At 67.0% G+C, this 20,368-nt stretch carries 30 protein-coding genes; 25 read left to right on the forward strand and 5 right to left on the reverse strand.

Going from position 1 to position 20,368, the window contains the following annotated elements; all coding sequences use genetic code 11:
* The first annotated feature begins 80 nt into the window (after window positions 1-80).
* Window positions 81-851: an enoyl-CoA hydratase/isomerase family protein gene (locus BZF57_RS01120; protein ID WP_086733724.1), complete on the forward strand. Its 771-nt coding sequence runs from the start codon at window positions 81-83 to the stop codon at window positions 849-851.
* Here the strand turns inward: BZF57_RS01120 and BZF57_RS01125 are convergent.
* The gene (locus BZF57_RS01125; RefSeq protein ID WP_086733726.1) at window positions 848-1,879 is read right to left on the reverse strand and encodes a LacI family DNA-binding transcriptional regulator; all 1,032 of its coding nucleotides are present in this window, start codon (window positions 1,877-1,879) and stop codon (window positions 848-850) included. The genes BZF57_RS01120 and BZF57_RS01125 overlap by 4 nt on opposite strands.
* Before the next feature lie 10 nt (window positions 1,880-1,889).
* A complete protein-coding gene (locus BZF57_RS01130) occupies window positions 1,890-3,218 on the reverse strand; it encodes an MFS transporter (RefSeq protein WP_086733728.1) in 1,329 nt (442 codons plus the stop codon).
* Window positions 3,219-3,396: 178 nt separating this feature from the next.
* On the opposite strand from BZF57_RS01130, the gene BZF57_RS01135 reads away from it, so the two are divergent.
* From BZF57_RS01135 to BZF57_RS01150, 4 genes are all read left to right on the forward strand, one after another.
* Window positions 3,397-5,862 (forward strand): TonB-dependent receptor domain-containing protein, encoded by a 2,466-nt coding sequence (locus tag BZF57_RS01135; RefSeq protein ID WP_086733730.1) that lies wholly within the window; start codon window positions 3,397-3,399, stop codon window positions 5,860-5,862.
* A gap of 88 nt (window positions 5,863-5,950) precedes the next feature.
* On the forward strand, window positions 5,951-7,060 hold the full coding sequence (locus BZF57_RS01140) for a glycoside hydrolase family 68 protein (protein ID WP_086733732.1): 1,110 nt from the start codon (window positions 5,951-5,953) through the stop codon (window positions 7,058-7,060).
* Complete coding sequence (locus BZF57_RS01145; RefSeq protein WP_240505808.1) at window positions 7,060-7,938, forward strand: ROK family protein; 879 nt, start codon at window positions 7,060-7,062, stop codon at window positions 7,936-7,938. Before BZF57_RS01140 ends, BZF57_RS01145 begins: the two co-directional genes overlap by 1 nt.
* Window positions 7,939-7,990: 52 nt before the next feature.
* Entirely contained in the window at window positions 7,991-8,905 is a 915-nt protein-coding gene (locus BZF57_RS01150) for an alpha/beta hydrolase (RefSeq protein WP_086733734.1), read from the forward strand.
* Between the two features lie 414 nt (window positions 8,906-9,319).
* Here the strand turns inward: BZF57_RS01150 and BZF57_RS01155 are convergent, their stop codons facing one another.
* Both BZF57_RS01155 and BZF57_RS01160 read right to left on the reverse strand, forming a co-directional pair.
* Window positions 9,320-9,775 carry a hypothetical protein gene (locus BZF57_RS01155; protein WP_086733736.1) on the reverse strand — a complete coding sequence of 152 codons (456 nt, stop codon included), beginning with the start codon at window positions 9,773-9,775 and terminating at the stop codon, window positions 9,320-9,322.
* A gap of 15 nt (window positions 9,776-9,790) precedes the next feature.
* Complete coding sequence (locus tag BZF57_RS01160) at window positions 9,791-10,453, reverse strand: LexA family transcriptional regulator (protein WP_240505809.1); 663 nt, start codon at window positions 10,451-10,453, stop codon at window positions 9,791-9,793.
* Between the two features lie 85 nt (window positions 10,454-10,538).
* On the opposite strand from BZF57_RS01160, the gene BZF57_RS01165 reads away from it, so the two are divergent.
* Window positions 10,539-10,787, forward strand: coding sequence for a hypothetical protein (locus tag BZF57_RS01165; RefSeq protein WP_086733738.1), 249 nt, complete (start codon window positions 10,539-10,541; stop codon window positions 10,785-10,787).
* A 104-nt stretch (window positions 10,788-10,891) separates the two neighbouring features.
* Here the strand turns inward: BZF57_RS01165 and BZF57_RS01170 are convergent, their stop codons facing one another.
* On the reverse strand, window positions 10,892-11,122 hold the full coding sequence (locus BZF57_RS01170; RefSeq protein WP_086733740.1) for a hypothetical protein: 231 nt from the start codon (window positions 11,120-11,122) through the stop codon (window positions 10,892-10,894).
* Window positions 11,123-11,235: 113 nt separating this feature from the next.
* On the opposite strand from BZF57_RS01170, the gene BZF57_RS01175 reads away from it, so the two are divergent.
* From BZF57_RS01175 to BZF57_RS01250, 19 genes are all read left to right on the forward strand, one after another.
* The gene (locus BZF57_RS01175; RefSeq protein ID WP_086733742.1) at window positions 11,236-12,234 is read left to right on the forward strand and encodes a hypothetical protein; all 999 of its coding nucleotides are present in this window, start codon (window positions 11,236-11,238) and stop codon (window positions 12,232-12,234) included.
* Window positions 12,231-12,944 carry a TRM11 family methyltransferase gene (locus BZF57_RS01180; protein WP_086733744.1) on the forward strand — a complete coding sequence of 238 codons (714 nt, stop codon included), beginning with the start codon at window positions 12,231-12,233 and terminating at the stop codon, window positions 12,942-12,944. The genes BZF57_RS01175 and BZF57_RS01180 overlap by 4 nt, the downstream gene beginning before the upstream one ends.
* A 100-nt stretch (window positions 12,945-13,044) precedes the next feature.
* Window positions 13,045-13,176, forward strand: a complete 132-nt coding sequence (locus BZF57_RS21700) for a hypothetical protein (protein WP_276206594.1) — start codon at window positions 13,045-13,047, stop codon at window positions 13,174-13,176.
* Entirely contained in the window at window positions 13,173-13,457 is a 285-nt protein-coding gene (locus BZF57_RS01185) for a LexA family protein (protein WP_086733746.1), read from the forward strand. Before BZF57_RS21700 ends, BZF57_RS01185 begins: the two co-directional genes overlap by 4 nt.
* Complete coding sequence (locus tag BZF57_RS01190; protein ID WP_086733748.1) at window positions 13,457-13,678, forward strand: helix-turn-helix domain-containing protein; 222 nt, start codon at window positions 13,457-13,459, stop codon at window positions 13,676-13,678. The genes BZF57_RS01185 and BZF57_RS01190 overlap by 1 nt, the downstream gene beginning before the upstream one ends.
* Window positions 13,678-13,899 (forward strand): helix-turn-helix domain-containing protein, encoded by a 222-nt coding sequence (locus BZF57_RS01195; RefSeq protein ID WP_086733750.1) that lies wholly within the window; start codon window positions 13,678-13,680, stop codon window positions 13,897-13,899. Before BZF57_RS01190 ends, BZF57_RS01195 begins: the two co-directional genes overlap by 1 nt.
* A complete protein-coding gene (locus BZF57_RS01200) occupies window positions 13,899-14,144 on the forward strand; it encodes a hypothetical protein (protein WP_086733752.1) in 246 nt (81 codons plus the stop codon). The genes BZF57_RS01195 and BZF57_RS01200 overlap by 1 nt, the downstream gene beginning before the upstream one ends.
* Before the next feature lie 3 nt (window positions 14,145-14,147).
* Window positions 14,148-14,498: a hypothetical protein gene (locus tag BZF57_RS01205; RefSeq protein ID WP_086733754.1), complete on the forward strand. Its 351-nt coding sequence runs from the start codon at window positions 14,148-14,150 to the stop codon at window positions 14,496-14,498.
* Entirely contained in the window at window positions 14,495-14,758 is a 264-nt protein-coding gene (locus BZF57_RS01210) for a hypothetical protein (RefSeq protein WP_086733756.1), read from the forward strand. The genes BZF57_RS01205 and BZF57_RS01210 overlap by 4 nt, the downstream gene beginning before the upstream one ends.
* Window positions 14,745-15,209, forward strand: coding sequence for a hypothetical protein (locus tag BZF57_RS01215; protein ID WP_086733758.1), 465 nt, complete (start codon window positions 14,745-14,747; stop codon window positions 15,207-15,209). Before BZF57_RS01210 ends, BZF57_RS01215 begins: the two co-directional genes overlap by 14 nt.
* Complete coding sequence (locus BZF57_RS01220) at window positions 15,209-17,194, forward strand: transposase domain-containing protein (RefSeq protein WP_086733761.1); 1,986 nt, start codon at window positions 15,209-15,211, stop codon at window positions 17,192-17,194. The genes BZF57_RS01215 and BZF57_RS01220 overlap by 1 nt, the downstream gene beginning before the upstream one ends.
* Window positions 17,195-17,267: 73 nt before the next feature.
* Complete coding sequence (locus BZF57_RS01225; protein ID WP_086733763.1) at window positions 17,268-18,266, forward strand: AAA family ATPase; 999 nt, start codon at window positions 17,268-17,270, stop codon at window positions 18,264-18,266.
* Window positions 18,263-18,421 carry a hypothetical protein gene (locus tag BZF57_RS21050; RefSeq protein ID WP_156076222.1) on the forward strand — a complete coding sequence of 53 codons (159 nt, stop codon included), beginning with the start codon at window positions 18,263-18,265 and terminating at the stop codon, window positions 18,419-18,421. The genes BZF57_RS01225 and BZF57_RS21050 overlap by 4 nt, the downstream gene beginning before the upstream one ends.
* Window positions 18,421-19,128 carry a gp16 family protein gene (locus BZF57_RS01235; protein WP_086733767.1) on the forward strand — a complete coding sequence of 236 codons (708 nt, stop codon included), beginning with the start codon at window positions 18,421-18,423 and terminating at the stop codon, window positions 19,126-19,128. The genes BZF57_RS21050 and BZF57_RS01235 overlap by 1 nt, the downstream gene beginning before the upstream one ends.
* The gene (locus BZF57_RS21055; protein WP_156076224.1) at window positions 19,125-19,277 is read left to right on the forward strand and encodes a hypothetical protein; all 153 of its coding nucleotides are present in this window, start codon (window positions 19,125-19,127) and stop codon (window positions 19,275-19,277) included. The genes BZF57_RS01235 and BZF57_RS21055 overlap by 4 nt, the downstream gene beginning before the upstream one ends.
* The gene (locus tag BZF57_RS01240; RefSeq protein ID WP_086733769.1) at window positions 19,274-19,555 is read left to right on the forward strand and encodes a hypothetical protein; all 282 of its coding nucleotides are present in this window, start codon (window positions 19,274-19,276) and stop codon (window positions 19,553-19,555) included. The genes BZF57_RS21055 and BZF57_RS01240 overlap by 4 nt, the downstream gene beginning before the upstream one ends.
* Window positions 19,552-19,767 carry a hypothetical protein gene (locus tag BZF57_RS01245; protein WP_086733771.1) on the forward strand — a complete coding sequence of 72 codons (216 nt, stop codon included), beginning with the start codon at window positions 19,552-19,554 and terminating at the stop codon, window positions 19,765-19,767. The genes BZF57_RS01240 and BZF57_RS01245 overlap by 4 nt, the downstream gene beginning before the upstream one ends.
* A 41-nt stretch (window positions 19,768-19,808) precedes the next feature.
* The gene (locus BZF57_RS21060; RefSeq protein ID WP_156076227.1) at window positions 19,809-19,982 is read left to right on the forward strand and encodes a hypothetical protein; all 174 of its coding nucleotides are present in this window, start codon (window positions 19,809-19,811) and stop codon (window positions 19,980-19,982) included.
* Window positions 19,982-20,356 (forward strand): uS3 family ribosomal protein, encoded by a 375-nt coding sequence (locus BZF57_RS01250; protein ID WP_086733773.1) that lies wholly within the window; start codon window positions 19,982-19,984, stop codon window positions 20,354-20,356. The genes BZF57_RS21060 and BZF57_RS01250 overlap by 1 nt, the downstream gene beginning before the upstream one ends.
* The last annotated feature ends 12 nt before the right edge of the window (window positions 20,357-20,368 follow it).

Below are 20,368 nucleotides of genomic sequence, written 5' to 3' on the forward strand. Positions count from 1 at the left end.
GATACTGAGAAATGGAAATAATCGCAGGCCTCGCCGCGTTAGCCTCGGTCCCGCCGTGCCGACGACGAGAGGGATCCGCCATGACACGCCCAGCCTATTTCGATGCCTTCCCCGGCCTCGCGCTCGCGCGCGACGAGGCGGGCGTGCTGACCGCCACCTTCCATAGCGGCGGAGGCCCGCTGGTCTTCACCGCGCGCGACCACGCCGACTACACCGAGGCCTTCTACCGGATCGCGCAGGACCGCGATAACAGCATCGTCATCCTGACCGGGGCGGGTGGGCAGTTCATTCCGGGGATCGACTTCCCGAGCTTCGGCAATGTCGCCGATCCCGATGTCTGGTCGCAGGTGCATGACGAGGGCGTGCAAATCCTCGAGAACCTCGCCAACATTCGCGTCCCCGTGATTGCCGCTGTCGAGGGCGCCGCGCACGTCCACAGCGAATATGCGCTGATGGCGAACGTGATCGTCGCCGGCGAGAGTGCCACCTTCCACGATCTGCCGCATTTCGCCGGCGGGATCGTGCCGGGGGACGGCATCCTCACCACCTGGAGCTATCGCGCGGGGCCGGGCCGGGCGGAGGCATGGCTGCTCGATCCGCAGCCGATCAGCGCGGCGACGGCAAGGGAGTGGGGCGTGGTCGCCGAAGTCGTGCCCGATGGCACGGCGCTCGCCCGGGCGCGGGAGCTGGCGGCAGTCTATCTGACCAAGCCTGCCGTCACGCGGCGCAACACGCGCATTCACTTCATCCAGCCTTTGAAAGAACGGCTGGTGCGCGAGGTGGGCTACGGCCTTGCGCTGGAAGGCGCCTCGGCCGCAGCGCTGGTGAAGAGCATGAGCGGGGGCGGCTAGGCCGTCTCGCGCACCACCAGTTCGGGCGGGAGCACGAAGCTCTCGGTCGCCTCTCCTGCGAGGCGGCGCAGCAGCAGGTCGACGAGGCCGCGCGCGCCCGCGGCGATGTCCTGCCGCACGGTGGTGAGCGGCGGCACGGTCTGGCGGGCGATCGGCAGGTCGTCGAAGCCGGCGAGCTTCACGTCATCAGGCACGGCGAGACCTTGCGCGCGCAGTTCGGTGAGGCACAGCGCGGCGAGCGTATCGGTCGCGGCGAAGATGCCGTCGATGTTGCGGCCATGCTCGGCAAGGTGCTGCGCGATTTCGGCGCTGGCGCGGTCGGGGGATAGGTGGGTGGAGAGCGGCAGGATCGCGGGCAGGCCCATGCGTGCGGCGACATCCTGCGCCCCGGCAAAGCGCGCGGCGAATTCCATCGGGCCGGTATCGCCGAGGAAGGCGAGGCGCCTCGCCCCCGCGGCAATCAGGCGTTCGGCCGCCATCCTCCCGCCGAGGCGGTTGTCGGTGCCGACCACGCAGTGCCGCTGCCCCTCGGTGTGGTTGCCCCACACGACCATCGAACGGTAGCCGTCGGCAACGTCCTCGATCCGCTCGAACTGGTCGGACTGGCCGATCACGATCACCCCGTCGATCATGCCCGAGCCGATGAACCGGTCGAGCCAGTCGGGATCGCTCTCGGGCACCACCCGGCGCAGCATCAGGTCGTAGCCGTGGGTGGTGAGCTCGTCGGCAAGGTGGCCGAGCAGGGTCATGAAGAAGCTGTCGGAAATCTGCTGGCGGATGTCGTGGCCGAGCGGGATGACGACCCCGATCACCCCGGTCTTCTGGCGGCGCAGCCCGCTCGCCATCTGGTTGGGGCGGAAGCCGTGTTCGCGGGCGAGCGCCTCGATCTTCTCGCGCGTCCGGGTGTTGACGAGGCTCTTGCCGGCGAGCGCGCGGCTGACGGTGCCGGGAGAGACCCCGGCCAGCCGCGCCAGATCGGTGATGGTGCGCACGGTAACGCGCGCGCTGCTCTCGTCGCTATCGGCCATCGATCCCCCTCTAGCCGGCAGCGAGTCCCTGATCGCGGGGCGCGCGGTGACCGGCATCGACCAGCAGCGTAGCGAGCGCGCCTGCCAGCATCAAGACGCCGCCCAGCATCAGCACGTTGCGCGGATCGCTGCCGAGCAGCGGCCCGTAGATCAGCGGCATGGTGAGCGTCTGGATCAGCATCGGGATGACGATGAAAAGGTTGAAGATCCCCATATAGATGCCGTTCCGCTCCGGCGGGATGCAGTCGGCGAGCATGACGTAGGTGTTGCCCATCATCCCCGCCCAGCCGATGCCGATGCCGAGCATCAGCACGAACAGCGCGGCCGGAGTCGAGGCGCCGGGGATCAGCAGCATGGCGATACCCGATGCGGCGAGGCAGACGGCGTGGGTGGGCCGCGCGCCGAAGCGCTTGACCACCGGGATCAGCGCCAGCGCGCCGACAAAGGCGATGAAGTTGTAGATCGCGCCGGCCTGCTGTGCGGTCAGCGCGGCCTCGATATAGGCGGGGCTGGTGTGGTCGGTGGTGTTGTAGATCGAGCGGCCGACGGCAAAGCTGATATACTGCCAGTAAGCGAACATCGCATACCACTGGCACAGCATCGCGCCTGCCAGCTGGCGCATCGGGCGCGGCATCTCGCGGATCGCGTCGCGGATCTCGGCGAGGGTGGCGCGGGCGGTGAGCGGCTTGTCGGCCAGTTCGGCGCGCTCGGCCTCGTCCAGCGGCAGCTCGCGCACACGCAGCACCGACCACAGGATCGTCGAGATCGACAGGATCGCCCCGATCACGAAAGCGATGCGCACGATCACCGGAATGCCATTGGCATCGAGCACGTCGCGCGCGACGAAGGCGGTGAGCAGCGAGGGCGCGAGGTAGGACAGGGTCTGCGCAAGGCCGGTGAAGGCGCTCTGCGTCAGGAACCCGATCGAGCGCTGGTCGGGCGCGAGCCGGTCGGCGACATAGGCGCGGTAGGGCTCCATCGTGATGTTGTTGCCGGCATCGAGGATCCACAGCAGGCTCGCGGCCATCCAAAGGCTGGTCGAATGCGGCATGGCGAACAGGCCGAGCGTGCAGATGATCGCGCCGATCAGGAAATAGGGCGTGCGGCGGCCGATGCGCGTGTCGGTGCGGTCGCTCATCGCGCCCACGATCGGCTGGATGATGAGGCCGGTCATCGGCCCTGCCAGCCACAGCAGCGGCATCGAGCCCTCGTCCGCGCCGAGGAAGCCGTAGATCGGCCCCATGTTCGCTTGCTGAAGCCCGAAGGAGAACTGGAGGCCGAAGAAGCCGATGTTCATCTCGATGATTCTGAGCAGCGAAAGTCGCGGCTTTTCCGACATATGATGCCTCATCCCATTCTCTCCACCTGCACCTTATAAGCGATGCTGTGGCCAAGAGGTGACAGATTTCCGATTCTTTTGCAAACGATTGCAAGATTCCTGTTGCAATCGTTTGCAGGTTGATTAGGCCATGCTCCGTCAGCGCCCCAAGAAGCGCGAACCCGAGAGGAGACCAGTCATGAAATTGCGTTTCGCGCTTTGCGCCAGTGCGGCCGTGTCGGCCCTGATCGCCAGCCCCGCCTTTGCCCAGGACACCACCGATGATGCCGCCGTCACCGAGGGCGAGGAAATCATCGTCACCGCGGTCGCCCGCGGCCAGAACCGCATCGAAAGCTCGGTCTCGGTCAGCGCCATCGGCGCCGAATCGATCGCCAAGCTCGCCGCGCCGTCCGCGGCCGACCTGATCCGCCAGGTCCCCGGCATCCGCTCGGAAGCCTCGGGCGGTGAAGGCAACGCCAACATCGCGGTGCGCGGCATTCCCGTCTCGACCGGCGGTGCGCGCTACATCCAGCTTCAGGAAGACGGCCTGCCGATCCTCGAATTCGGCGACATCATCTTCGGCAACGCCGACAACTTCCTGCGCGCCGACCGCTCGGTCGCCCGCGTCGAAGCGGTGCGCGGCGGTTCGGCCTCGACCTTCGCCTCGAACGCGCCGGGCGCGGTGATCAACTTCATCTCGAAGACCGGCGAGCAGGAAGGCGGCGCGATCCAGGCGAGCGTCGGGCTCGACTTCGAGAGCTACCGCCTCGATTTCGATTACGGCGCGCCGCTCGCGGACGATCTCTACTTCCACGTCGGCGGCTTCTACCGCACCGGCGAAGGCCCGCGCGACATCGGCTACAACGGCTATGACGGCGGTCAGATCAAGGCCAACATCACCAAGGAATTCGACGGCGGCTACATCCGCTTCTCGGCCAAGTATCTCGACGATACCACCCCGACGATCCTGCCCCAGCCGGTCCGCGTGACGGGCAGCAACGGCAGCCCGAACTATCAGGCGATCCCGGGCTTCGATCCGCGTACCGATTCGCTCTACAGCCCCTACCTCACCCCGGCCCGCACGCTCGACGGCAACAACAACCCGGCGAGCTACGACTTCCGTGACGGCCTTTCGGTCAAGAGCCTCGCCTTCGGGATCGAGAGCGAGATCGACGTCGGCGGCGGCTGGACGCTGACCAACCGCTTCCGCTTCGCCGACAATTCGGGCGGGTTCATGTCGCCCTTCCCGGCAGGCGTGGACAGCGCGCAGGCGGTGGCCAACTCCATCGGCGGCGCGGGTTCGAGCATCGTCTTTGCCAGCGGGCCGAACGCCGGCCAGACCGCCAACGCCTCCACCATCGGCGGCAATGGCCTGCTGACCAACGTGGTGGTGTTCAACACCCGCCTCAACAGCCTCGACAACGTCACCAACGATTTCCGCGTGAACAAGGAATTCGACATCGGCGGCGGCTCGGCCAACTTCACCACCGGCTTTTACCTGTCGCGCCAGACGGTCGATACCGACTGGCTGTGGACCAGCCACGTGCAGACCGTGCAGGGTGACGGGCAGGCGGTGCTGGTCGACATCCGCAATTCGGGCGGCCAGCTGGTCACCGCGAACGGCACGGCGGCCTACAGCGCCAACTTCTTCGGCAACTGCTGCCGCCGCAGCTACGATGTCGATTACAGCACCTACGCGCCCTTCGCCTCGCTTTCGGTCGAGACCGGCAAGCTGACGCTCGATGCCTCGGTGCGCTACGACTTCGGCGATGCCAGCGGCACCATCGCGGGTTCGGACACGGGCTTCGGCACCGGCATCCGCAGCTTCGACTTCGATGGCAACAACGTCATCAACCCGGCCGAAGCCTCGACCGCGATCATCCCGCTCGGCAATGCCCGTCCGGTGAACTACAACTTCGGCTATCTCAGCTACTCGCTGGGTGCGAACTACCTCGTCGCCGACGATCTGGGCATCTTCGCCCGCTATAGCCGCGGCGGGCGTCACACCGCCGACCGCTCGCTGTTCTCGCCTGCGGTCAGCACCACCGACGGCAGCCTGCCGGGCGGCGATGCGGGCGTGATCGCGCGGGTCAACCAGCTCGAAGTGGGTGCCAAGTACCAGTCGGGCGGGATCGGCTTCTACGCCACCGGCTTCTACGCCAAGACCTCGGAAACCAATGTCGAGCTCGCCCCGCTGGAGCTGTTCGACAGCACCTACGAGGCCTTCGGTCTGGAACTCGAAGGTTCGTACCGCACCGGGCCCTTCTCGCTGAGCGCGGGCGCGACCTGGACCGACTCGGAGATCAAGGACGCGCTCGATGCTTCCGTGATCGGCAACACCCCGCGCCGTCAGGCCGACCTCGTGTATCAAGCCACCGCGCAGTACGAAGCCGACCAGTTCACGCTCGGCGCCAACGTGGTCGGCACCACCGACAGCTACACGCAGGACAACAACCAGCTGAAGCTGCCGGCCTATGCCCAGGTCAACGCCTTCGTCGCCTTCCGCCCGATCGAGCGGATCGAGCTGGGCCTCAACGCCACCAACCTCTTCAATTCGACCGGCTACACCGAGGCGGAAGAAGGGTCGATCCCGGCCAACGGCCTCGTGCGCGCGCGCTCGATCGCCGGTCGGACGGTGCTCGCTTCGGTCCGGTTCGATTTCTGATAACCGGACCCGTGGCACAGGGGCTGGCCGCCAACTCTCCCCGGCGGTCAGCCCCCTTTTGTTGTTGAAGTGATGGGATGAAGCTCGGATGACCACCGCGATTACAGGCGTCTGGACAGCCGAACAGGTGCGCGCGATCGCGGACCGGCCCGATGCGGGCGCGCTGATCCCGCCGGTGGCGGCGGCGGACCGCTCGGCGCTCGATCCGGCGCGGCTCTACTGGGACATGTGGCCGGTGCAGGATACCGCCGGCCAGCGCGTGACGCTGGCGGGCCGCGAGATGTGGATGGCGCTGACCGCGCCCGACCGCGGAGATCCGGCGCTGCGCCATTTCGAGGCCAAGATCCACTGGCTCGAAAGGAAGGACGGCGCGTGGCACGATTGCGGCCCCGTCCTGCCCTCGGGCCGTCTCGTGCCCTATGAACGCGAATGGGCCGGCTCGGCGCTGCTCGACAATGACGGCGTGCTGACCCTGTTCTTCACCGCTGCGGGCACCTCCGCGAAGGCGGGCGGCTACCAGCAGGAGTTGTGGGAGAGCCATGCCACGCTCGGCGCGGATGGCTGGCCGGGGGAATGGTCCGATCCCGCCCCGCTCGTCAGCGGCTACGGCCCGCACTACATGCCCGCCGACGCGCACGAGGGCGAGGCCGGCAAGATCAAGGCCTTCCGTGATCCGGCCTATTTCCGCGATCCGGCCGACGGGGCCGAATACATCGCCTTCACCGCCAGCCTCGCCGGATCGGCCAGCGCCTTCAACGGCGCGCTCGGAATGGCGCGTCGCACCCCCTCAGGGTGGGTCCTGACCCCCCCTTGCCTCCATGCAGAGGGCGTCAACAACGAGCTAGAGCGCGCCCATCTGGTGTTTCACGGGAAACACTACTACGCTTTCTGGTCGACGCAGACCGCGACCTTCGCGGACAACCTGCGGCACGCACCGGGGGGTTTGTACGGTATGGTGGCAGACAGCATGGCAGGCCCGTGGCGGCCATTGAACGGGACGGGGCTGGTGCTCGCGAACCCGGCAGACCGCCCGCAGCAGACCTATAGCTGGTATGTCGATGCGAGCCTCACGGTGTGCAGCTTCGTCGATGTGATGCCGGACGGCAGCTTCGGCGGCGTGCCCGCACCGCTGATGCAGCTGGTGCTGGATGGCGAGTCCGCCGCGCTCGAGGCGGTGCCAGCCCAGAGCCTCGCCTGATGGCCGGGGACATGCTCGGCGCGATCGAGGCCGGCGGTACCAAGTTCGTCCTCGCGGTAGGACCGTCGCCCGACCGCATCCTCGCCCGCCACACCATTCCTACCCGCGACCCCGCGGTGACCCTCGCCGAAGCGGCGGCGTGGTTTGCAGGCCAGGGCGGAGTGCGCGCGCTGGGTATCGGCAGCTTCGGCCCGGTGGAGCTCGATCCCGCGAGCCCGCAATGGGGCCACATCACCACCACCCCCAAGCCCGGCTGGGCGAATTGCGACGTGGCCGGTCACTTGGCCAGAGCCCTCGGCGGGGTGCCGGTCGGCTTCGACACCGACGTCAACGCCGCCGCGCTCGCCGAATATGCCGCGAGCGGGAAGGCCGGCGGGAGCCTCGCCTATCTCACCATCGGCACCGGCATCGGCGGCGGGCTGGTGCTGGACGGCAAGCCCGTCCACGGCATCGCCCATCCCGAACTCGGCCATATCTACCCCCGCCGTCATCCGCTCGACGAAGACTTCGCCGGCATCTGCCCGCACCACGGCGACTGCCTCGAAGGCCTCGCCTGCGGCCCGGCGATCATCGCGCGCTGGGGCTGCTCGCTGTCGGACCTGCGCGCCGACCACCCCGGCCACGCCATCATCGCCGATTACATCGCGCAAGGGTGCCACACCCTGTTCGCCTCGGTCGCGGTGGCCGAGGTCGTGATCGGCGGCGGCGTGGCGCAGACCCCCGGCCTCGTCGAGCGCGTGGTCGAGCGCGCCCGCGCGCTCGATGCGGGCTACCTACCGGGCGGCACGCGCCACGCCATCATCCGCCCGCGCCTCGGCACCGAAAGCGGGATCACGGGCGCGATGATGCTCGCCGAAAGCGCTGCCGCCGAGGCTTGAACTGTCCCACGGCCCCCGCGATAAAGGGGGCAAGGGAGAGGGAGGGTTGCCGATGTTCCGATTGCTTGCCGCGCTGCTCGCGCTGCTGGGCCTCGCCGCGCCGCTGGCCGCGCAGAGCGATACGGGACGCTTTCTCGAATACGAGCGCATCGCCGCCGAGGGCCTGCCCGACCAGCGCCTCTCGATCTGGCTGCCGCCGGGCTATGACGCCTCGGACCGGCGCTATCCGGTGCTCTACATGCATGACGGGCACAATCTGTTCGATCTGAAGAACAGCAATTTCAACAAGATCTGGGCCGCCGACACAGCGATGCTGGCGGCGGTGGCGAGCGGCAAGGTCGAACCGCATATCATCATCGGCATCTGGGCCCCGGGGCCGGACCGCTACCGCCAGTATCTCCCCCGCAGCGCCTATGACGCCGCGCCGCCCGCTGTGCGCGCGCAGATGGACGCGATGTCGAACGGGGGCGCGGTCGTCTCCGACCGCTACCTCGCGTGGATCGCGGGGCCGCTAAAGAGCTGGGTCGACGCGAGCTTTCGCACCCGCCCGGGGCGCGACGATACCGCCATCGTTGGATCGAGCATGGGCGGGCTGATGAGCTGCTATGCCCTCCTTGAGCGTCCCGAGGTCTTCGGCCGCGCGGGCTGCGTTTCCTCGCACTGGCCGGCGGTCGATCCGCGGGTGGTCGCGGGCGAGGACAGCGGGGTCAAGCAGATGTGGGACGCGTGGTTCGCGGCGCGCCTCGGGAAGCCCGATGGTCGGCGCGTGTGGATGGACCACGGCACCGCCACGCTCGACCAGTTCTACGCACCCTACCAGCAGGTCGTCGACGCGCGCTTCACGGCGGCAGGCTGGCAGAAGGGCCGCGACTGGGAAAGCAAGGTCTACGAAGGCGCCGAGCACGAGGAAAACGCCTGGGCGGCGCGGTTGCCCGAGATTTTCGGGTGGCTGCTGGCGAAGGATTGAGGCGAATGCTCCCCTCCCCTTGGGGAGGGGCTGGGGGTGGGGGTTCCCACCTCCGATGTTAGGGGACACAAGGAACTAGAGTGAGGGGTGGCCGGGATTTTCCGGGCCTTCTCGGGACAACGTGGGACGAAAACCGCGGAAATCGGGGGCTTTCGGGGTAGCGCCAAAAAATTCGGGCCCTTGCGTGAGTGTCTAGAGTCCTGGGGGAAATATTGGTTGATCGGGGCCTTTCAGGGACGTCTGGGGTTCTGGGGGGCGTTTTAAGAGGCAACCGTCTCAGTAGCGGAATTCTGCGGTTCATGGCCGTTTCATCGGCCTCTTAGTGGCATCCGAGAGGCCGATCATCAAGCGATGAACCGGGACATGCGGTGTCCCAGTTCGCGAAATTCGGCCCGAACTGGGCACATGCTGAAATTATTGAGTTTTGTTGACCGCAGAAGACGCATTTGGCGTTTCGGCTGGCGAGGAAGTGGGCGCGTTTTTCTCCACCGCGCACTGGCCGAGCATCGGCGTGCCCAACACCTCGGTTACCTTCGCGCAGGTTAGCTCCACCTGGTCACCTGGAAGGAGGTCGGCGGCCATAGGCTTCGAGGCTTCCGCCAACTTCGCCTGTATGGGAAGCAGGGTGTCGGTCCAGCTCAGGTTGAGAAGCGGTTCCTCGGATGAGCCCTTTATACTCGCTACGGTTGCGGTCAGCCGGACGGGCGTGTTGGCATAGCGTTGCTCCGCTGCGACCTGATTCTGATCGAATTCCTTGACCAGCTGCTCAAGTGTCACGTCGATCGGCGCTGCAGGAGGTATCGCCTGCTGGTCAGAACACGCACAAAGCGCCGCGAAAAGGCAGCAGGTCGAGATGGCAAGGCGGATCATGGCTGACCTTCTACATCATATCCGTCTGACCACCGCAATTACCCGGCCGAACACATGCAGCTCGCCATCGTGCGCAACTTCGGGCGGGACGTTGGGGTTGTCGCTCAGTATTTTGACACTGCCGTCGGGCATGGGCCGGAGGCGCTTGACCATGCCGGTATGCCCGAAAGCGATGGCCCAGTAGAGGTCACCGAAGGTCGAGCCCACCGCCGAGCGATCGATCAGAATGACATCGCCGTCGCCGATCGTGGGCTCCATCGAATTGCCAACGCCTCGCGCCCAATAGAGCCTGTCCGGTGCGCTGCTCGTGATGGAGCGCAGCCAATCGCGCGGGAACAGCATGGTATCGGCCGCGTGTTCGACAATCTCGCTGTCCATAAAGGCAGCCCCGAGACCGAAATTGAGGTCGATAGCCGCGATCGGGACCATGTCAGAATCGGGTTCGAGCAGGCTTCTCATCGCAGCAGCTCCGGCCCGCGTCCACCCTGGGAACTTAGGAAAGGCCTCGGAGAGCTTTTCGATCGTGCGCTGACTGATGCGGGTGTCTGCAGTGCCCTTGAGAGGTCTCTGAATTGTCGTGGCAGCTAGCCCCGCTTTCCGTGCGATCTCTGCGGCCGACAACCCGGTGTAGTCGACCAATGCCAGCATTAGCGCCCGATCTTGTGCCAGTCCCTCCATGTCACGACGCTACCAAGAGCGGCGCGCTGCAAACAGCAGCATAAATGCTGTTGAAGAGCAGCAAAAATGCTGTTGCCGATGCAGCATGGACCAGCAAACGACCATTCGGGACATCGAGCGGCGCGCGAAAGCAGCCCGCGTCCCCATCGCGCAGCTCTGCCGAAAGGCAGGGATTCACCCAGCCACGTTCTTCCGGTGGCGGAAGGGGCCGAAAAACCCCGATCCGGTCGGTGCCAACTTCCATTCGATCGAGGCTCTCTATCGTGAGCTCGACAAGATCGAGGCCGAGGATGCCGCGCGCGTCGCCAGTCGCGGGAAGGTGGTGGCGGCGTGATGACGCTTCATCAGCTCCCCGATGCCGGCTTTGCCGATGCGGATGCGGCGCTGGCCGCGGTGCGTCGCATGAAGCTGCGCCAGAAGCTGCGGGACGCGCAGGCATCAATCGCGCGCGCTCTTGAGCATCTCGATGTAGCCGCGCAGCCAGATCGCGGCGCGTCCCCTGCCGGCAGCGACCAGCGGGTCGATCTGGCTGTCAGCGGTGGCAAGGGCTATGTCGGAAAGGTCGGGCTCTTCGATCGCGATAGCCAGCGCATGCGCGAGCGTGAGCTGCTCGATGGCCTCGACGCGGTCAATGAGCTCCTCGATCTGGCTACTGTCGAAATCGGTCATGGGCTGTTCTCCTCCAAGAGAGGCTCTGACTCTGTGGAAGCGAGCGGCGCGGGCCAATCGCTATGTTGTGGCACGGAAAAAACGCCGCCCGAATCGGGTACGGGAGGTGCGGCATGAAGGCCCGCACTCCGCTGCTCACCAGCGCGCAGGTGCTGGAGCTTTCGCCCATCGACATCGAGATCCCGGAGCGGATCGGCTTCCTCCACGAGGACAAGGCCGCGGCGCTCGGTCGCCTGATGGCGGTGGATGGCCAGCGCGATCCGATCAAGGTGACGCGCAACCTGCCGAAGAAGTCGATCGAGGGCATCGTCGCCGAGGGCAAGAAGGCGTGGAGGTTGGTGACGGGCATGCACCGCCTGACCGGCGCGGCGATGGAAGGGATCACGGTCTTTGCGATCGAGGTGAAGGGTAAGCCCGAAGACCTCGCCGATCTGGAGGCCTCGGAGAACCTGCACCGCCGCCCGCTGGGGCCGATCGAACGCGCGAAGTTCACCGCCGCGCTGGTGACCGCCGCGCAGGAGCGGATCGCGCGAGCGCACGGCGATCTCGACCAGTACCAGCGCGGCGCAAAGGCCCGCTGGGACCGTGTCCGGCATGGCGAGGAGGGCGCTGAAGCGGCCCTTCGTGACGAGACCGAGGATGCTTGTGCAAAGATTGCACAAGCATACAGCTGGGAGGAATCTGTCGGCGAAGCCCTCGGCATGTCGCGCCGCACGATCCACAATGATCTGGCACTCTATCGCCTCGTCATCGAGCCTTTCCCCGACCTCGCCGAGCGGCTCGCCAAGCATCCGGTGGTGGGCGAGAACGGCAGCCAGCTGAAGGCGCTGACCCAGCTGAAGGACGAGGGTGTCCGTCGCCGCGTGATCGAGGCGCTGCTCGCCGATCCCGAGATCGGGGTCGAGGATGCCAAGATCGCGGCGGGGGCCGAGGCGTTCGCCGCGAAGGTCGAGCCGGTGGCTCACATGAAATTCGTCTTCGCGGTCGAGAGCAACTGGAAGCGCCTCACGATCCCGCAGCAGCGCGAGCAGCTGCCTCGCATCGCCGCCATGCTGACGCCAGAGATGAAGCGGGCGCTGCGCGACCGGCTGAACGAGGAGCTGGGCGAATGAGGGGGGAAATCTCCTCCGGCCGGCACGCCAAGCGTCACCCGCTCGACTGGTATGTCGATGAGCACTGGTGCGCCGAGCAGCTGGCGCAGGTTCTCGGCGGCTTCAAGCTCGAACGGGACGAGGGGCTGGCTGTCTGGGATCCGTGCTGCGGCATGGGCAACACGCTGCAGGCGGCGTTCTACTGTGGCCTTGAGGTGCGGGGCTCGGACCTCGTCGACAACTTCGCCTGGGCGAATTTCGACGGGCAGAATTATGGCGACCTGCAGCGCGTCAAGTGGTGGGAGGCAGACTTCCTTGAGACCACCGAGCCGCTCGATCCCTGCAGCATCGTCTTCAACCCGCCCTACAGCTATGTGAAGGGCATCGCAGAGGCGTTTGCGCGGCATGCGCTGGCGCTCTCCTCTCGCCGCGTCGCGATCCTGATGCCGAGCAAGTGGCTCGCCAGTCAGGCGCGGTACCAGCTGTTCAGCGACCACCCGCCGCAGGCGGTGCTGCACCTTTGCCAGCGCCCCTCGATGCCGCCGGGCGACATGATCGCCAGGATGGGCAAGCGCGCCTTCAGCGGCGGCATGACGGACTACTGCTGGATCATCTGGGACGTGAAGCGTCCGACTGCGCCCGGCCAGACGCGCACGATCTGGCTGCCGCCGCTCCACCGCAATTCCGAAATCCTGTTGCTCGAGGAGGTGCTGTCATGCGCGGCACGCTGATCGAATGCGCGCTGGCGCTGCTTGTCGTCGCCATCCTTGCGCCGAGCCTGATTTGGTGGGCAGGGACGATCGTTGCCCTCTTCACGGGAGAGCGCCCGTGGTGAGCCGCCTGCCTTCCGAGGAAGCGATCGCGCGCGAGATGAAGGAGGCGGGCCTTGACCGCTTCCCCGCAATCCGCCGCATCCAGCAGCGCCAGCAGATCCTCGCCGAACTGCGGAGGCCGGTGCGATGATGGGCCTCACCCCTCGCCAGATGGACGCGCTCCGGTTCATCGCGGGTTTCCAGCAGGCCAAGGGTCACTCACCCTGTCTGCGCGAGATCGCTGTCGGAATGGGCTGCAGCCCGAAGAGCAAGGGGCGCACCTGGGAGACTGTTCGCGGGCTCCAGGAGCGCGGCGCGATCCGCGTGCTGACTGGCCGCACCCGCGCGATCGAGGTGCTTGTGCCCGTTGCGATCCCGCGCGCGCCCGATGGTGCGCCGCTCCGCGTCGTAAGCATGGGAGGGCAGCGCTGATGGGGCAGACATCCACCGAACGCGCGATCGAGGTGCTGCACGAGCAGGGCGTTCCGCGCGAGCAGATCGCCTGCAGGCTCGGGATCAGCGCCCGCACCGTGCGCAACATCGAACAGCGTCTTTTCGAGGACGAGGGCCGCGAGGCGAAGCGGGAGAAGCGCTTCCGCGCGCAGAGCCGCCAGCTCGGCAAGCTCGTCCGCCAAGCAGGAGGACACCGCTAATGGCTGTGACCCGCCGCGAGCAAGAAATCCTCGATCTGGACGAGGAGGGCCTGACCATCGGGCAAATCGCTGGTCGCATGAAGATCAGCGAGGTGCGGGTCTATCAGGTGCTCCGGACGCTGAAGGGCGGGCTCGACGAAGAGCGCCGCGACAACCGCGCAACCGCACAAGCCTGCGCCACCCTGCGCGATCGTGTCCTTGCCGCAGGAGGACACCGCTGATGCCGAAGTTCGCCAGCCATGCCGAGTACTGCCGCCACCACCGCAAGGTGTTCCTGCTGGCGCTGGAGCTCAAGGTCACGCCCGCCGAGGCCGAGCGCCGAATGAAAGAGGTCGAGGAGCGCGAGCGCCACCGCGCCCGCATGGCGCGCGCAGGCATCCGCTCGGCCCTGCCGCCGCTCAGCCTGAAGCCCGAGCAGCCCAATGACTTCCGGCGCTGGGAAGCGCCCCACATGATGAGGGACTGAGCGATGGGCGCTTCGAAGCCTTGCCTCGGATATCCAAGCCGCACGGCGGCGGTGCTTGGCCTGCGTCAGCAGGGCCTGACCACTGCCCAGATCGGACAGGCGATCGGGATCAGCTCAAAAACGGTTACCGCACTTGAGTGCGGATCGAGCCGCCCTAAGCGCGAGCGCAGCGACTATGAATACCTCGGCCGTGCCGTGCTGGTGCCGACCGATGTTCTCGACGCGCTTGGACCGCACGCGGCGAAGCGCGGCATCTCGGTCAACGGTCTTGCCCGACTGATCATCTCTACTGTCGTCGATGAAGGCATGGTCGATGCTGTCCTCGATGATGGCGCTGAGTGGGCGCAAGCATGAGCCTCGGCCCTCTCACCAAGGTTGAAGTGACCCCGTCGCCTGGCGCGCTCGCCGAGCTGGCGGAGTTCCTCATTGCCGCGCCCGAAGGGGAGCCCAAGCTGGTCGGTTACTACGACCGGCGCGGTAAGCTGCGGCGGATCATGGCGACCTATCCCGATGGGACGCGGTGCCGGATCAACATCAATGCGGGCGCCTTCGTCACCAGCTCGCGCACCGAGCTGCCGACCATCAGTCTGCGGGGGAGCGATGCCCAAGGCTAAGGCCCATCCCGACCAGCTCGGCTTCAACTGGAACGTGCCCGTGCCAGTGCGCGGGGAAGGTGCGCTTGCGGGCTTCGAGCGCAAGGTGAACCGCCTCGTCGGCACGATCCTCGCGAGCGATACGCGCAGCCGCTACGTGATCGCCGCCGCGATGAGCGAGCTCCTCGACGAGGATGTCTCCAAGTCGATGCTCGATGCCTATTCGAGCCCCGCGCGCGACGATCACCGCGTGCCGTTCTCCCGCCTCGCCGCGCTCGTGATCGTCACCGGGCGGCAGGATCTGCTGCGCGAGATCATGGGCGACCTCGGCGTCGCCCTGCTGATCGGGGCCGAGACCGAAATCGCCCGCATCGGGCAGCTGCGCCAGCGGATCGAGCAGGACAAGCGCGAGATCCGCGAGCTGGAGGGCCGAGCGCGGCCGATTCACGAACACCGGAAAGGGTCCAATTGATGGCGCGCCGCGCTGATCTTCCTCTTGTCGAGCAGGCCGACCTTTCCCAGGCGTGGTTCACCGCGTTGGAGCTGGAGGCGCTCTGCCTTGCGGGCTTGCCGGGCGACAAGCGCTCGATCAATCGCCGCGCGCAGAACGAGCGCTGGGCCTCGCGCCTCAGCGCCGATCGCCAGCTGCTGGTCCGTGCGCGGCAGGGGCGCGGCGGCGGGAACGAATACCACTTCAGCCTTCTGCCCGCCGAAGCGCAGGCCGATCTCGCGCGCCGTGGCTATGAATGCCTCCAGCCCAAGGAAGAGCCGACCGCAAGCGCCGTTCTGTGGGCGCGATTCGACGCGCAGAAGGCGAGCGTGAAGGCCGAGGCCCAGCAGCGCCTCGCCATCATCAACGAGATCGAGCTGCATTGCGGGGCCGGAGCGACCAAGACTGCCGCCGTCGCGCGGGCGGCGATCGCGCATGATGTCGGCGCTTCGACGATCTACGAATGGCTGAAGGAAATCCGCGGCGTTCCGCGCGGCGACTGGCTCCCGGCGCTGGCCACGAACCGCAAGGGCGGCGGCAAGAAGGCCGAGATCGACCCCGAAATCTGGGCGATCGTGAAGAGCGACTGGCTGCGCCCCGAGGAGCCGCCCTTCGCCGCGTGCTACGAGGAGGCCGAGCGCATCGCCAGGGAACGCGGCCTCACCTTGCCGCATCCCCGCACGCTGCTGCGCCGTCTGCAGGCCGAGGTTCCCCGCTCGGTCCAGATCATGGCGCGCAAGGGTGCGAAGAAACTGGAGCGGCATGTCCCAGAGCTGCGCCGCTCGGTCGAGGCGCTGCATGCGATGCACGAGGTCAACGTCGACGGGCACACCTTCGACGTCTTCGTCGAGCACCCCGATCATCCCGGCGATCCGAAGAAGTGGGTGCGTCCCGTCATGGTCGGGATTCAGGACGTCTACAGCCGCAAGATCCTTGGCTGGCATATCGACCTGTCCGAGAACGTGCTCTCGACGCGCATGGCCTTTGCCCAGATGCTGCGCGAGTTCGGCATCCCGAAGGTCTGCCTGCTCGACAACAGCCGCACCTTTGCCTCGAAGGCGCTGACCGCCGGCGCGGCGACGCGCTACCGCTACAAGGTCGATCCGGAAGAGCCCGCGGGTCTCCTCGTCTCGCTGGGGATCGAGGTGCGCTTCGCGCAGATCTACAGCGGCAGCTCGAAGCCTATCGAGCGCGCCTGGCGCGAGCTGGCCGATCGTATCAGCCGCGGCGCTGCCTGCGCGGGGGCCTATGCGGGCAATAGCCCGACCAACAAGCCTGCCAATTACGGACAGCGCGCCGTGCCGTGGGACGAGTTCGAGAAGATCGTCGCGCGCGGTGTCGTCGCCCACAATGCCCGTCGCAGCCGCGGCGGTGCGTGTAAGGGCCGCAGCCGCGACGAGACCTTCGCTGAGAGCTATGCGATTTCCGAGATCAGCAAGGCGAACGAAGTGCAGCTGCGCATGGCGCTGCTCGCCGCCGAGCGCGTGAAGCTCGACAGCCGCACCGGCGAGATCAGGCTGTTCGGCAACCGCTATTACTCGCCGGTCTTCCTCGACCACCTCGGCGAGCGGGTGACCGTGCGGTTCGATCCGTGGAACCTGCACAGCGAGGTCCATGTCTACGACAAGCAGGGTCAGTACCTCGCCCAGGCCGATCTGCTGCAGGACTATGGCTTCCGCGAGCAGGCCGGTGCGATCGAGGCGGGCAAGCGGCGGAAGGAAGCCCGCCGCGCGGTGCGCGCCGCGCTGGATGCCGAGCGCACGCTCGACGCCGCCGAGATCGCCGCCGCCCAGATCCCGCTCGAAGCGCCGGAGCGGCCCGAAGCCACCATTGTTCGCCCCGTGCGCCACCGCGCGACGGTCGGCTCGGCCGCGCTGAAGCCGCAGCCTGCCGCCGCCGTGCCGGACGCGGGCGAGGAAGAGATCATCGCAGCTCTCGGGGCCGTGCGCCTCAGGGTTGTCGAATGAAGAAGTGATGCGCGGGGCCAACGCCAATCGCCCCCGCGCATCAGTCCCACTGAAGGAACGAAAGGACACATAGATGGCAACCAGAGCACAGGAAACCCTCACCGAGGTGGTGGAACAGCAGGGCGAGATGACGCCCGAGGACCGCTTCATCGAAGAGCAGATCGAGTGGCTGAAGGGCCATCGCGCAGAGACCGGCGCGAGCTTCACCGAGATCGCCAGCTGGACCGGCATCGCCCACGGGACGGTGAGCAACCTGCTCGGCAAGGGCTATGCAGGCAACCGCAAGAAGTATGCCGACATGATCGCCAAGTATCGTCATACGCTGGAATCGCAGTCCGAGGTGGTGGCCGATCTGCCCGAAAAGCCGGGGTATTTCGAGACCCCCACGAGCTCAGCGATCAACCGCTATCTTCAGTGGGCGCAGCGCGGGCGTCTGGTGCTGATCGTGACGGGCGCGGGTCTCGGCAAGACCGAGACAGCGCGGAACTTCCTGCGCGATAACCACAACAGCTTCATGGCGACGATGACCGCCTCGACCAGCGGGATCATGCCGATGCAGCAGCGGGTGCTGCGCGCGCTCGGCGAGAAGCAGGCGGTCGGCTCGCCCGCCCACCTGTCCGAGCTGATCTGCGACAAGGTCCGCAACCTGCGCCACGCTGTGATCATCATCGATGAGGCCCAGCACCTGTCGATCAAGGCGCTGGAGGAGATCCGCAGCTGGCACGACGAGACCGGCGTCGGCATCGCCCTGATGGGCAACGAGCGCGTGCAGCAGTCGATCTACGGCATCAGCCGCGCAGCCGACTTCGCCCAGATCTTCAGCCGCATCGGTCTCAGCCTGACCCGCCCGCAGGCGGTCCAGGGCGATGCCGAGGCGCTGGCGGCGGCGTGGGGCATCACCGATCCCAAGATCATCGCCAAGATCGCCGAGTTCGCCAGCAAGCCGGGCGCGCTGCGCGGGGCCACCTTCGCGCTGGAAGTCGCCCACCTGATGGCCGTGACGCAGGGCACCGCCGTGACGCTGGAGCACCTCACCAAGGCGTGGGCCCAGAATTCGAGGACGGCGAAGTGACCCGCCTCCTCCACCTCTACCGCCAGACCGCGCGCGAGCTTGATGCCGCGCGCGGCCCCGGCTCCGCCCGATCCGAAGCGATCGGAATGATCATCACCCTCGGCCTCTTCGCCATCCTTGCGATCGGCGTGGCCGCAATCACGGGAGACGCCTGATGGCCCTGTCCCTAGCCGCCATGGCGCCCGCCGGGCGTCAACTCCTCGATCCCCGCGCCCGGCGTCGCAACGCCATGATCGGCAAGGTCCATGTCGCCCGCAAGGCGCTGAACCTCGACGAGGATGACTATCGCCAGATCCTGATGCAGGAGACCGGCCACGATTCCGCCAAGCACTGCACCGAGCAGCAGCTCGAACGCGTGCTCGGCCGGTTCGAGGCGCTGGGCTGGAAGCCGCTGCCGAAAGCCACCGGCAAGGGCGTCGCGCAGAACCCGACGGCCCGCAAGGCGCGGGCGCTGTGGATCTCGCTCTACCACCTCGGCGCGGTGCGCAGCCGGGATGAGAAGGCGCTGGAGGCCTTCGCCAAGCGCCAGATGGGCTGCGAGCGGCTCGCCTGGATGAAGCAGTCGGAAGGCTTCAAGCTGATCGAGGCGCTCAAGAAAATGGCCGAGAAAGAAGGCTGGGCGCAGCTCGATGCCAAGGGCAACAACCTGTCGGTGCTGAAGCTGAACGAGGGGCTCTGCGACGCGATCCTCGCCAAGCTGGTGAAGATCGGCGAGGCGCGGCCGGACTGGACGCTCAACACCGCCGCATGGCGGCTGTGCGGCATCGAGCTGGGCGCGGAAGGGCCGATGGGGGCAGAGGCCTACCAGACCCTCGCCCAGCAGCTCGGCGCAAAGCTGCGCGACGCGGGCGGCGCGGCATGAACGCGCCCGAATGGTTCGACGTCGCCCCGGGCCATGCCGGATTCGGCCGGCTCACCGCCACGCACGGCGCGTTCCGCAGCATCCTGCGGACGATGCTCCCCTACTCCATGCGCGCCGAGTTCTTCGGGGCGAGCGAGGTGCAGCAATGAACGAGCAGACCATCATCAGCGATAGGGACCAGCCCGCACCCTCGCTAGAGCAGGTGCTGTCCGGTGTCGGGACCGACCAGATCCTCTGCTGCGAATTTCTTCCGGAGATCAGCAAGTGGAGCTGTGTGGCCTACGCAAGCACGGGGCACGAGCCTACGGCCTATGGCATCGGCGAAAGCCTCGCCGCGGCGCTCGCCGACCTTCATCCGCCCGTCTTTCTGAAGCGCGCTCGCCCGGCCGGTCCGGGCGAATGGTCGACCGAAGAGGTGCAGCAATGAACGCGCCCGCCACCTTCCTCCGCCCTGCGCCGCAGCTCTATTGGCCCGGCGAGACCAACCGCTGTCCGTGCTGCGGCGGCAGGGCGTGGCATGTCGGCCGCGTCACCGCCGAGTGCGCAGCCTGCGATCATGCCCTGCCGCTGGCCCATGCGCCTGAAGGTGGCGAGGCGGTCTGGGAAGGCCCTGCCACAGCCGAGCAGGGCGAGCAATGATGGGCAGTTCACCCTTCAATCGTGAGGAGCTGGGCCGAGCTATGGGTTCGGCGTTCACTGCCGGCTCCCGCATCATCGATGCGGCTTGGCGCGTGGCCCGGATGCACAGGATCTATCCGGGCATCAAGGCAGTGTGGGCATTTGATTTCGATGGCCTTGAGATGAAGGTGACCGTCGAGGTGGCTAAGCCCGCTAACCAGAAGATCGCGGAATAGTGACCGAAGCGCTCGCCTCGACCGGATCGGCCGTGCTGGACGAGATCGCTGCGGTCATCGGGCCGAAGGCGGCGCTCGACTTCGCCGTCGAGTTCCGGGGCGAGCGCGTCTACATCCCCCAGAACCCGGAGCGCGAGCCGCGCATCGCCGAGGCGATCGGCGAGGAGCTGGCGCGCAAGCTCTGCGATGCGATGTGGCGCACGATCGTGCGCGTGCCGATGCGGGCGGTGCTGGAGCAGAAGGTCAAGCAGCTGGCCGACGAAGGCCGGATGACACGGCGCGAGATTGCACGCCACTTGCGAATTCGCGAGGGCCGGGTCTATGAGATCCTCGAACGCGCCCGCAAGGAACAGGACCAGCTGCGGCTCTTCTGACGGACTTGCTAC

The sequence above is a fragment of the Erythrobacter colymbi genome, from assembly GCF_002155685.1.
In the GTDB taxonomy this organism is placed as follows: Bacteria; Pseudomonadota; Alphaproteobacteria; order Sphingomonadales; family Sphingomonadaceae; genus Erythrobacter; species Erythrobacter colymbi.